This is a genomic window from Okeania sp. SIO2F4, from assembly GCF_010672385.1.
Classification (GTDB): Bacteria; Cyanobacteriota; Cyanobacteriia; order Cyanobacteriales; family Microcoleaceae; genus Trichodesmium.
The window spans coordinates 15,626-29,084 of the sequence record NZ_JAAHGT010000034.1; the positions used below are offsets into that span (position 1 = coordinate 15,626).

General features: G+C 35.7%; 7 protein-coding genes. 3 read left to right on the forward strand and 4 right to left on the reverse strand.

Going from position 1 to position 13,459, the window contains the following annotated elements; genetic code table 11:
• Positions 1-305: 305 nt before the first annotated feature.
• The 3 genes from F6K22_RS04075 (at position 306) to F6K22_RS04085 (ending at position 3,023) form a co-directional block, all read left to right on the forward strand.
• Positions 306-929, forward strand: a complete 624-nt coding sequence (locus F6K22_RS04075) for a 7-carboxy-7-deazaguanine synthase QueE (RefSeq protein ID WP_293093596.1) — start codon at positions 306-308, stop codon at positions 927-929.
• Positions 930-2,095: 1,166 nt separating this feature from the next.
• Positions 2,096-2,299, forward strand: a complete 204-nt coding sequence (locus F6K22_RS04080; RefSeq protein ID WP_293093599.1) for a hypothetical protein — start codon at positions 2,096-2,098, stop codon at positions 2,297-2,299.
• 148 nt (positions 2,300-2,447) lie between these two features.
• Positions 2,448-3,023: a hypothetical protein gene (locus F6K22_RS04085; RefSeq protein WP_293093601.1), complete on the forward strand. Its 576-nt coding sequence runs from the start codon at positions 2,448-2,450 to the stop codon at positions 3,021-3,023.
• Positions 3,024-4,451: 1,428 nt separating this feature from the next.
• Here the strand turns inward: F6K22_RS04085 and F6K22_RS04090 are convergent.
• The 4 genes from F6K22_RS04090 to F6K22_RS04105 all read right to left on the reverse strand — a co-directional run bounded on the left by F6K22_RS04090 (position 4,452) and on the right by F6K22_RS04105 (position 12,719).
• Positions 4,452-6,206 carry a bifunctional serine/threonine-protein kinase/formylglycine-generating enzyme family protein gene (locus F6K22_RS04090; protein ID WP_293093603.1) on the reverse strand — a complete coding sequence of 585 codons (1,755 nt, stop codon included), beginning with the start codon at positions 6,204-6,206 and terminating at the stop codon, positions 4,452-4,454.
• A gap of 1,480 nt (positions 6,207-7,686) precedes the next feature.
• Positions 7,687-9,027, reverse strand: a complete 1,341-nt coding sequence (locus F6K22_RS04095) for a HEAT repeat domain-containing protein (RefSeq protein ID WP_293093605.1) — start codon at positions 9,025-9,027, stop codon at positions 7,687-7,689.
• 1,091 nt (positions 9,028-10,118) lie between these two features.
• Positions 10,119-11,540, reverse strand: coding sequence for an NADP-dependent isocitrate dehydrogenase (locus F6K22_RS04100; RefSeq protein ID WP_293093608.1), 1,422 nt, complete (start codon positions 11,538-11,540; stop codon positions 10,119-10,121).
• 1,002 nt (positions 11,541-12,542) lie between these two features.
• Positions 12,543-12,719, reverse strand: coding sequence for a hypothetical protein (locus F6K22_RS04105; RefSeq protein ID WP_293093610.1), 177 nt, complete (start codon positions 12,717-12,719; stop codon positions 12,543-12,545).
• Positions 12,720-13,459 lie beyond the last annotated feature (740 nt).

The following is a 13,459-nucleotide window of genomic DNA, read 5'->3' on the forward strand; positions in this document are numbered from 1 at the left end:
AAATTGATACAGCAAGTTGAGTTATTAATATTGTGCAACTAAGGGAATAAATATTTTTTGCTTATTTCCCTACTCCCTACTCCCTACTCCCTAAAATTAAAATTAAAATTGATTAAAATAAGCATTTAGCGGTCAGCTATTAGCTATCAGCTTTTGGTTGAAAAAAAAGCTTTATTGAGCCAGAGTTAAACTTACTACATGAGAAATTGATACAGCAAGTTGAGTTATTAATATTGTGCAACTAAGGGAATAAATATTTTTTGCTTATTTCCCTAGTCCCTACTCCCTACTCCCTAAAATTAAAAATGACAGAAAATTTCATCATTCCCATCCATGAAACATTCCAAAAAACTATTCAAGGAGAAGGCTATTGGGCAGGTACGCCAGTAGATTTTATTCGTCTTGCTGGTTGCCCAGTAGGTTGTCATTATTGTGATACTGGTTATGCTGATGGAGGAGTTGGTTTACCGAGACAACTGAGAACTTTTGATGAATTAATTAATGAATTATTTTCTCCTAGAGTTGTTATTTCTGGTGGTGAACCTTTTATTCATAAACAACTACCTGCTTTAATAAACAGAATAGAAGCTACTGGTAGAAAAGTTTCAATAGAAACCTCCGGTTGCTATTGGCAAAATATTTCTCCTAACACTTGGGTAACTCTTAGTCCTAAACAACATATTAGTCCTAAATATCCAGTTGTACCGCAAATGTGGAAACGGGCTTCAGAAATAAAATTGGTGATAGAAACTGGCAAAGAATTAGAATTTTATAGTAAAATTTTATTAGCCAATAATAATATTCCTGTTTATCTACAGCCTGAATGGTATAGTCGTAATTTGGCTCTACCATTAGTCTTAGAATTACTTCAGGAATATCCTCATTACCGACTCTCTGTGCAGTTGCATAAATATTTAGGAGTGCAATAACTATTAATTTAAACCCCGCCCTTCAGGGCTATCCATTACCCACATCTTTCTTAACATAAAACTTGACAAAAGAGAGACGTTATGTATTTGCCATTAAATGGATATTTCCGGAGAGTCAACGTATTTAATTAGATTTAATTAGAGGCTTGGACGTAATGCCTGCTCTCTTTCTCCCCCAATCCCCCAATCATAAAAGGGTTTCAAGACTTATGGTTCAATAATTAATAATTAATAATTACCTCTTCTTGAAAACGGATAGGATTGATTAAAAGGGAAATTTTTTTTTCAAGGGGAGATTGGATATGGCGAGGTTTCCTCCCCATCCCATCCTAAGGACTGCTCCGCTTTCCGACCGCTTTTTCTCCTTTAAAGGAGAGGTTTTAAACCCTTATTTTTCGGTAAAGTATAGCCTTCAGGGTGGAGTCTTAAAGGTTTGAAGAAGGTCAATTTTCAATGGAACTGAAAATCGTTTTAATTGAAGGCCACAAATATTTAATTTGCTGAGGGTTTTAGTTGCGTGTGATACTTAAATGCTAGCTTAAATCTAGCTATGGCGGGCACTCAGAGCTACGCTCCGGGTTGCGAAGCAAACGTCCGCGTGTACCTGTGAACTCGATAACGCCGACGTTGCCAGGTAGAAGAGGTTTCTAAGAACGGAATTAAACTCAATATGCGCGAAATAAATAAGTGGAGAAAAATTGAAAATTTAGCCCTTGCTCTTGTCCTTCACCTTACTCTTTCCTTAATCCTCCTACTAAGGGAAACTAGATATATAAAAAAAGCTGTCTATTTGGATTAATGATTTAATCATTAATTTCCTTGTAGACAGCCAGTTCAGAACTGCAGATGGAGATACACCCTGATAGTTGAAAAAAAGTAGATACCCCTGATGGATAACTCCTAGATGGACTAATTACCTGATGGTTTAACTCCCTAATGGCTTAGTCTCCACATCCCAAATACCAGGATTGGGGAGAAGATAGTAATAATACTACTAACACCTCTCTTCCGGCGTTTGTGATCCATCAGGTCGTGCCTATGCTTCTTTTATAATTACAGACTGATTCTTTGGAATACAAGAGGGCTTTTGCAAAAACCCACTTTTTACAGGTTGCAAGAGTGTCAGTAGTCAATTCCAAATAACTAAACAGGGTTCATCTACTACAATGAAACAGAATATTATTGCTTTAGGGTTAATAGCCTCCGCAGGCTTGACGTTTTGTCATGTACCAAAGGCCAATGCCTGGAACTTTAGGCCATCTAATGAGACGACCATTGAAGAGAGTCAGATATTAGCTAAAGATGGCAAATGTCCTTACACAGGCAATGATGAGGATGGGGAATGTACAACAGTAAACACAGACAAATAAAATATAAGGAAAGCCGAAATAACTTCCTTGAGACAGAATAGAAAGATTAGACTAGATTTAGAATTTGGTAGAACTTTTTGCTACTGATTAGGGTTCTACCTTCGGTTATTCTATTAATATATTCTGATTAGTATTATCGACCAAAACGATGGACACAACAACTACTACACGCAGAAAAAGGCTTATTACGAGAACTGCAGAAAGAAGACAAGCTACCCCTAAAGAGAGACAGTTAATCCATCTTTTAGCTAATCTTGGCTGTAGTTGTGCCAGATATGCCTTCCAACACTCTACTAGCAAAGGAAAAATACCCCCTGAAGACCGAAAGCGTTTGGCAGAGTGGCACTTTCTCCGGTTACAGCAAATTCGCCGGGTAGAAAGGAGTCTTGAACCTGTAGCCCAACTTAAACGTGTTTATTATCGCAGTCAACTTAGCCCCAGATCCTTAAAGTCCCTTAAACTTTTGTGGCTTGAAGAGGAAAAACAAAGAGTTAAACGGCTTGACCCCGAATTGGACGAACTCTTAAGTTTTACCCTTAACCTAGGAGATACGCTCAAGCAGATATTTCACACTGTTGAATCTAGGGAAAGGGTATTCTCGAGAACTCCCATACCAGGAGTAGGGGTAGTACCATTATGGGTTAATGAGTGGGAAGAGTCTGACTACGATATTAATTTCTTTCCTCCTTCCTTCCCAGATTGGGCGCAAATTGTGGATGACTAAACTTCTTTAAGTCAAAAGTCACAAAAGTCAAAGGTAATTCGATAATTTATTGTCATTTCAGTTTTGCCAAAGGTCTACTAAACTTCAAATTTAATGTTTTTGGTAAAACTCTTCCATGAAATTTTTGCCAAATATGTCAAATATTTAGATTAGATGGGGGAAACCTACCAACGACTACTAGGGATTTGAAAGTTACAAAAATTAATTTTTTGCAATAAAATTTAAAACTACCCATACCAATTCACCAAAATTTTTCCCAAAAATTTCAACCTCTTCTTTTCTGCATCTACCTCCAAAAATATTTGTTATTTCGTCAAATTCTCAGAAAAATATTAAGCATAAATACTTAATTATTTACTTTGATTGACCACTATGATTTTCTCCTGACTCCTTTTGGAGTGAGGAATCTAGATTTGACGATGATATAGCAGTTGCTAGGGTGTTTAGGAAATTCTCACGTCTCTCAAATTTAGTCCGTGCTCAATATAGGGGCAAATTGCCATTCGCCTCTTCTGACTTCTAATACCAGGCATGAAAAGAGAATGCTACAAAAAGTGCATCTCAATTGGATCTACTTAAAAAGATATTCTTCAATTCCTTTAATAAGACTATCTCTATCATTTTTACCTTTTTTTCTTCAATATTTCTTCCAACGTAAGCATTCAGCCATCAGCTTTTAGCCTGCCTCCTACGGAGGAACTGCGTTATCAGCTAGATTATAATCAGGCTCGTCTTGTATTTATGCGAATAAATTATTATTGATATATTTTAGATAATTCATAGCATAAGTAAGCAGCTCTTCAGTTAATATAAGCATTCTTAAACAAATCCTCACTTAATTCATAAGAAACTGAGAGCTGATTGCTAATAGTTGAATGCTTACCTTCCAACTTTGGTCTTCCTTCTGACTTACCGAACTCTTAAGGTATAAAGCCTCTCCATTCATGGAGAAAAAAGCGGTCGAGGGATGGCGAGGTCTCCTCGCTGGCCTCCAATCGACCAAGAGAGCGGTTGTTTGCGGAGCATGACCTAGGATGGGATGGCGAGGTCTCCTCGCTGGTCCCCAATCAACCAAGAGAAGAAAAAAAAATCCTTGAATGTCAATCCTATCCGTTATAAGAAGAGGTAATTATTAATTATTAATTATTAATTATTAATTGTTGAAGGATGTTCCATGCAACGTCCCTAAAATTTGTAACAAACATTAGACATCTCCAGAAAATAAACTTGCCCTTATATTTAGCATAAGTAATAGAAGTAAAAGTTCCTCGCAAAATCATTTTCCGTAACTTTTTCCTAAAAATATCTTGCCTGTTTCCTGTTCCCAGTTAAGTGTTCCCTACTATATGCAAAAAGTCTATATCTTTTTCACGCCTATGTCTATTGATTAAATTGGTATAACTTCCAACTTCTAACTTCTGACTTCAGCTATATGGAATGAGAAAGGGCAACCCTAAACCCCACGGACTTATACCTACCCCTAGGATTTTTGTAATTTCGATTTGCACTGCGACAACCCCTGGGATAGTTTAACCACCCACCACCTCTCAATACTCTGTAGGCAGAATTTCCATCTTTTTCCCATACACTACCATCCGAAGGGGCATCCCGATAATTATCATGCCAGGGATCGGCGCACCATTCCCAGACATTGCCATGAAAATCATATAACCCGAAAGCATTGGGGGGAAAACTACCTACGTCTCTTGTCTGCTCATAATAATTTTTTTGTAATGTACAGGCAAAAGCTTCTTCCCAGTTATAGTTAGCTAGGTCAGGTGTCAGAATATTACCAAAGTGAAATAATGTCGTTGTCCTGCCGCGACAAGCATATTCCCATTCTGCTTCTGATAGTAACCGATAAGCTCTTCCTGTCTGAGCAGATAGACGACTACAGAATTGAATTGCGTTATACCAAGATACCATTTCTACTGGTCTATTTTCTCCTTGAAAATTAGCAGGATTTTTTCCCATAATTGCTTGCCATTGTGATTGAGTAATGGGATATTTGCTAATCAATAAAGGTGCTATTGTGACTAAATGTTTGGGGGTTTCTATTTCCCATTTTTCTATTCCTGTCTCTGGGGAACCCATCCAGAAAGTATTGCCGGGAATATATACCATTTCTAGGGTAATATCATTGCCAATATTTTCGATAAATTGTTGAGCTTCTCCTTGCTCTTTTATCGTGTCAGATATTTCATATCTAGAGCTAATTTTGATTGTTAAAACTTCAAATTTAAAAGTTTGTAATTCTGGTTCAAAACTCGCATCAACAGTTACTAATTCTGTGGGCATTTCGGTAATTCTGGGTAGAGTTAGTGGTAAGTTTGAAGTTATATTAGTTGTGAAAAATTCTTGTGGTTGTGATAATAAAGTTAACCATTCAACAACAAATTTAGGGCGTTCTTCCGGTTCTAATTTCATACCTCTAATAATTGCACTATTGACCCGATCGCTAATTTGGGAATTATATTCTTTTGGTGGTATTAATGGTATTTTTCCTTCCTGTCTAATTTTTGCGGGGGTAGGCATTTCACCTGTTAATAAAACATATAGAGTGGCAGCTAAGGCATAAATATCAGTAAAAGCACCCCGTTTTGCTCGTCTTTCGTACTGTTCAATTGGCGCAAAATATAATGTACTATCTGTTGTATGGCTTTGTACACTACCACTATCAAATTCTCGCGCTAAACCAAAATCAATTAATACTGCTTCTAAAGTATTTCGTCTGAGAATAATATTTTGAGGTTTGACATCCCGATGCAAAAATCCTTGGTTATGTACAAATATTAGTGATTCTCCTACTTGTTTAATAATCTGTATTGCTTCACTTTCTGATATAACTCCCCCTTGCTCTTCACAATAAATTCCTAAGTCATCTCCATCTATATATTCCATCACCATACACCATAATTTATTTTCTTTAAAAAGGCGGTGAACTTCTACTACATTGAGATGATGACATTTTGCTAAACATAAGGCTTCATTTAAAAAATTTTCTTGGAGTTTATCAAAATTTGGTTTTCTTTGTACTCGATAATTGAGAGTTTTAATCGCAACTAATTGATTAGAGTTTTGTTCTAAAGCACGATAAGTAGTACCGAAACCACCAATACCAAGGAGGTCTTGAATGATATATTTACCATCTTGTAGTTGTTTACCTGATTTCCAGTATTTCATATTAGGGAGTAGGGATTCAATAATTAATAATTAATTATTAATTATTACCTCTTCTTGAAAAGAAGAGGTAAGGTTAAAGGGGAATTTTTTTCTTTTCTATCCTTTAAAGGAGAGGCTTTACCCTTATTTTTCCGTAATTTTACAGAGAATAACATTTTGATTATGGCTAATTAATCAGACTTGATCTTAATCGGGGATTCAGGATTTGAGCTGCTCCCTAAAATTCCACATCACATAAGAGTTAATATAGCCGATAGACAGATATAATTCCAATTGGAAAAAAGTAGGCTACAAATTTTTAGGCTGTTGGTAAAACTAGAGGTAATTCATAAATTATCTGTACAGATATTTTCAAATGAGACTTGATCTTAATCAGGGATTCAGGATTTGAGCTGCTCCCTAAAATTCCACATCACATAAGAGTTAATATAGCCGATAGACAGATATAATTCCAATTGGAAAAAAGTAGGCTACAAATTTTTAGGCTGTTAGTAAAACTAGAGGTAATTCATAAATTACCTCTACAGATATTTTCAGTTGAATTCTGCCTACCTACTTACAGCAATTTCTTACTCTCTCGAAATACATATATTTATGGTTTTAGGAAGATGGGGGAGATGAAGAGATGGAGTGATTGGAAACAGACAAAAAATATTTATTCTCTCATCCATCAATTTAGGCAATAGGGAATAAGGAGCAATTTGACACAGAATAACATTTTGATTATGGCTAATTAATCAGACTTGATCTTAATCGGGGATTCAGGATTTGAGCTCCTCCCTAAAATTCCACATCACATAAGAGTTAATATTCCCGATCTTAGGAGATAATTCCAATTGGAAAAAAGTTAGCTAGAAATTGTTAGGCTGTTGCTAAGATTAGCAGTAATTCATAAATTACCTGTACAGATATTTTCAGTTGAATTTTGACTACCTACTTGCACCAGTTTATTACTATCTGAAAGTAAATATATTTACGGCTTTAGGAAAATGGGGTAATTGGGAACAGGCAAAAAATATTTCTTCTATTATCTATCAATTTAGGGAATAGAGAATAGGGAAAAATTTGACACAGAATAACATTTTGATTATGGCTAATTAATCAGACTTGAGCTTAATCGGGGATTCAGGATTTGAGCTCCTCCCTAAAATTCCACATCACATAAGAGTTAATATTCCCCATAGACAGATCTAATTCCAATTGGAAAAAAGTAGGCTACAAATTTTTAGGCTGTTGGTAAAAGTAGAGGTAATTCATAAATTACCTCTACAGATATTTTCAGTTGAATTTTGCCTACCTACTTACAGCAATTTCTTACTCTCTGGAAATACATATATTTATGGTTTTAGGGAGATGGGGGAGATGAAGAGATGGAGTGATTGGAAACAGACAAAAAATATTTATTCTCTCATCTATCAACAGTATCCCATTAACCGGGAATCTTCTGTATAAGTCAACTAATTTTGGTTTTGATTATAGTCTAAATTTTATTAAATTTATTCATCTCTGCAATAGCTATTGCTATTCCTGTTTTTAACTGTGAATTTAGAGTTTCTTCCTGAGACAAAGAAATAAGTTTTTGATATGCTTTTTCCCCATCTAATTGTTTCATAGCTGCTACAGAATGAAATCTGACACTATTATCCTCATCTTCTAATAATTGAATTAGATAATCTAAGGCATGAATATTACCTAAATATCCTAGAGCTAAAGCTAGAGATTTTTTCACACAACCACTTTCTAAACTAGGATTATTACTAGCGATAAATTCAATCAAAATATCTGTTGCTAGGGGTTTTAATTCCGGTTTTTCCAAATTACCCAATACCCTGATAATTTCATTTACAATTTGTTCCCGATCATCTCCTTCAACTAAGAAATTATATCCCAGCAAATTTTGTAAATATTCTAAGGATACTTGAGTTTCAATCCAACCTAAAGCACGCACTGCATCTATCTTTAAAAAAAATGGCACTGTCGCAGTTTTTAACAGTTCAAACAAAGCCGTCGCTGCTGAATTTGTACCAATTTTTCCCATAGCGATCGCTGCTTGTTGAGAAACTTCAAAATTTATATCCCACAGTAAAGGTTGTAGCAACTTCACCAAACCTAATTCTTTCTGTAAATTAGCATAACCAGCTAAACCAATTATTGCTGCTTTTCTCACTTTTGCCACTGTATCTTTTAAAGCAGAAATTAACACAATAGGAATGCGTGAATCAGAATAATTAGTCAAAGCAGATATCGCTGCAATTCTCACATCATTATTTTCATCTTTTACCACAGTTAACAATGGGGTAATTATGCTGATACAGTTGATTTTAGCTAAAGCTTTCGTTGCCAATAATCTTGACTCTGGTCTTGCTAATAAATCTGTTAATATATCAATTCCTAATTCACCAAAATTTGCCAAAGTATCTGCTGCTATTTCCTGTAAATCTTCCGCCTCTGAACTAACAATTATATTTCCCATAACTTCTAGGACTTCTTCACTGTTAAACTTTGCCAATATCCTAGTTACAAACCAACGCTCTTCTAGGTCTATTTCTCGATCTTTAAGAATTTCAATTAACGGAGATATAGCTGGTTTTCCAATTTGCTTAAACAGTTTATCAATATCCCATTTTTCTTGAAAATCACCATTTTCCAGAACTTCTATTCCTAGGTCAATTACTGCATCTAGATCGACATTATCATTTTGAAATGTTGAAGTAGTTTTTTTTGACTTACTCTCTGAAATAAATTTCTGTAAATAAGAACTAACTAAAGACCAATTTTGTTGTTGGGCTGCAATTTTTGCTTGTTCAAGAAGATTTGACATATTGAAGAAGGAGGAAGAAGGAAATCCAGTACTGAACCGACACACCTAAAATGGTACATTATTCATCTCATCTTGCCGAATGCTTCATAAAATGAAATTATTGCTCTATACGCAATAGTCAGAAAATTCCAATATCCATCTCGCAGGTGCTTCAGGAAATAATTTTATTATTGCGTATAGAGCAATAGTCAGAAAATTCCACTATCCATCCACATCCGGCAGGCGCTTCATAAAATGATTTAACTATTGCGTATTAGAGCAATAGTCAGAAAATTCCACTATCCATCCACATCCGGCAGGCGCTTCATAAAATGATTTAACTATTGCGTATAGAGCAATAGTCAGAAAATTCCATTATCCATCCACATCCGGCAGGAGCTTCATAAAATGATTTAACTATTGCGTATAGAGCAATAGTCAGAAAATTCCATTATCCATCCACATCCGGCAGGCGCTTCATAAAATGATTTAACTATTGCGTATAGAGCAATAGTCAGAAAATTCCATTATCCATCCACATCCGGCAGGTGCTTCATAAAATGATTTAACTATTGCGTATAGAGCAATAGTCAGAAAATTCCATTATCCATCCACATCCGGCAGGTGCTTCATAAAATGATTTAACTATTGCGTATTAGAGCAATAGTCAGAAAATTCCATTATCCATCCACATCCGGCAGGCGCTTCATAAAATGATTTAACTATTGCGTATAGAGCAATAGCAGGAAAATTCCACTATCCATCCACATCCGGCAGGCGCTTCATAAAATGATTTAACTATTGCGTATAGAGCAATAGAATAAATAGTGGATAATGAATAATACAGCGGTTTCCGCGCGTTATGAGGTACACCCAGAAGCGGGCAAGATGCTCGCACTGCAATATTTTCACCATTCACCTTGTACCTCATTTACCGGAAATCTGCTGTAAATAATGAATAGTGGATAATAAAAACTATCTCTAATTATCAATTATCAATTAAGCAGGTAAACAAAATTCATTACACATTTTAAAGAGTAAGGGTTTTACTCCATTAAGCATTGTTTGTGTAAATAATTCTGTGTAGGTGCCGATCAATTATCCATTATCCATTATTTAAAATGTTTGATAATTGCATCAGCAAATTCAGAACATTTCAAAGCTGGTACAGGTGGTTCCATCAACCTTGCTAAATCATATGTCACCTCACCCTTAGAAATAGCAATTTCTAGACCTTTTTTAATCAAATCCGCAGCCTCTTGCCACCCCATATATTCCAACATCATCACACCAGAAAGAATCAAAGAACCAGGATTTACCCTATCCAAACCAGCGTGTTTTGGAGCCGTACCATGAGTAGCTTCAAAAATAGCACATTCATCACCAATATTAGCACCAGGACCCATACCCAAACCACCCACAATAGCAGCAGCAGCATCAGATAAATAATCCCCATTCAAATTCATAGTTGCCAAAATAGAATACTCCCCTGATCGAGTTTGAATTTGTTGGAAAATACTATCAGCAATACGGTCATTTACCATAATTTTCTCTTTCCATTTTCCATCCCCATGACTATCCCAAATAGCTGCCAATACACCCTCAACCTCTTGGCAAATTTCAGCTTTTTTTTCTGGAGTTAAAGCATCATAACCAGGGTCAACTTTTCGAGCATTTTCCTCACTACTAATATTAGGATTTTCCTCCTTATTAGAAAGTATCCAAGATTCTCTTTCAGTAACACATTCTTGACGAAATTCCGTAGTTGCTAACTCATAACCCCAGTCACGAAATGCGCCTTCAGTGTACTTCATAATATTACCCTTATGTACCAAAGTAACCATTTGTTTAGACTTAGGTAAACGCAAAGCATTTTGGATAGCACGTTTTACCAAACGTTGGGAACCAGTTTTACTCACAGGTTTAATACCAATACCAGAGTCGAGGCGAATTTGCTTTTTGCCATGTTCGGGAGTAGCAGGAATTAAATCTTTGTTTAAAATATCAATCAACTTACTAGCAATATCAGTTCCCTCTCGCCATTCTATTCCCAAATAAATGTCTTCCGTATTTTCCCGATAAATGATGACATCTAACTTTTCTGGTGTTTTGTGAGGAGAAGGCGTACCCGCATAATATCTACAAGGACGAACACAAGCATATAAATCATTAATTTGACGCAACGCCACATTTAGGGAACGAATACCCCCACCAATGGGAGTTGTCAGAGGACCTTTAATAGCAATACCATATTCTCTAATAGCAGCAAGGGTATCTTCCGGCAAATATTGGAAAGTGCCATATTTTTCACACGCTTCGTCACCAGCGTAGACCTTAAACCAATTGATTTTGCGTTTATCTCCGTAGGCAGTAGCGATCGCCGCGTCAAAGACTTTTTGAGATGCTGGCCATAAATCTACCCCAGTACCATCACCTCGAATAAATGGGATAATGGGGTCGTCTGGAACATTAGGTTGACCGTTGCTGAAACTGACCTTAGACCCTGTAGTTGGGGGAGTTATTTTTTCGTACATACCTTAATAATCTCGGCTACAATACTTTCCTTTGTGTCCAGATTATCAATCTATAATGGCATATCTTTAAATATACATAAGATTTTTTTAGAATTTCAGTTAAGGAAGGAGGAAGGAAGGAAGAAATAGTTTAATTATTTTTGTAGATTTTTCCAAGAAAAAAGTAACATAAATAGCAGAATTTTTACAAAGATAATATATCAGCAAAAAAAATATATGAGTTTTTTTGTGTTTTATATTTCTCTAGTTAAATTTGTAATTATAGCTAATTTCATCTCAGTCAGTTGCTAGCGGGCAAGATGCCCGCACCATAGCTATACAATAATCCACAGAAAAAGATTCAAAAATACTTCCAAGAAAACTTTTGTCTGTATCCAACGATGAGATTATGTCTACCAGTCTCTAAAAAGCTGTTTATTTAATTAGATTAGTATGGTTAATTGTAGTATTTCATTATTGACTCAAGGCTTTAATTCTGCTCTAAAAATAGCAGAATTAACTGGTTTTATAAATTCTTTAAATGTCAAAATAGACAGATTGAATAAAACAGAGTTAAATTCAGGTATTAAACACTTAAAAAATAGTGAAATAACTAATGATATTGAGCGAAAAAAAAATTTGTGTAGATCGAGTATACGAGTGTTTTACAAAGGCTATGAGTAGGAAAAAAAATGAACAATTATTCTTAGCATATGTTGGGTATATTTATTGTCTTCGTTGTATGAATGAAAAAGAAAATATGAGAGTCGCCCTAAAATATTTTTCATACAAACATTTCCAGCTTAATTTTTATAGTTCTATAAATTTCTAGGAAGAATTTGTAGATATTTTTGTTTCTAGTAGACAATACTTACTTTTTAACCTTTTTATAGCAGTTTTGGGCTTTGTTGCATGAAGGTAGCGATCGCAAACCCTCCTACAGAGTGTGTGAACTTAGAACTCTACTTTGTAGCTTTCTGGCTTACCATTTTGTATCAGGTAGAAAGGAGTTTTTCGGTGACTTTAGAGGCAGAAATAGTATAATTTGCACTCTTGTTTTAGCTGAATATTTACAATTAGTTGAATTTCATACCTTACTTCAGCAACGCCAATCTTTCTAGATATCCCCATCTCCCCACACTGCCAACCCTCCCCACACTCCCCACAACAAGCCCACTGCCATTCACTGCCAATTGTCATGGCAACGGCACTTCATTAATGGATAATGGATAATGGCGAACTTGATAATTACAAGAAGGTTAAAACCCCTCGGGAATTGAGTATAAGGAAACATTATTTCTTCTCTCAAGGGGAGATTGGAGGCAAGGGAGGAAACTTCGCCATCCCATCCTAACGGACTGCTCCGCTTGCCGACCGCTTTTCCCCTTGAAAGGGGAGGCAGAGTAAGCTGAATTATTTAATTAATAATTAATAATTGTTAATTATTCGGTAAAGAATCAGGAGTATCACTACAGAGATACTCGGCCATGTCGGTCAGGTCAAATTGATGAGGTTCGACTTCCACAAAAATTCCAACACTAGCAAGCGCTCTCATAATTCTGTATAGGTAATCAGCTTTTGTGCTAGTTGCAAAGGCTAACTACAGAAGTTAAAAATTTAGACATAATTATACATAATTAAATATTTTTTGTGATATAATAGTATTATATCTAATTTATTACAAGAGGTAACCGATCGCGCTACAATGAAATCCTTTAAAACTAAGCTAAAACAGGCTTTGTTGCATGAATGTTGCGATCGCAACTTCTCTTGTGGGGAGAAGTTGATTAGAATTCCACTTTGTAGCTTTCTGGCCTCACGGGGTGACAAGCTAGTTGAAAGCTATATATAGAGACGAATTTGCGTTCGGGAACTGAAGAATACTTCAACTAAAATCAAACTCTTATTGAGAATGAATGAGGTGTAGTGCGTTAGAAGAG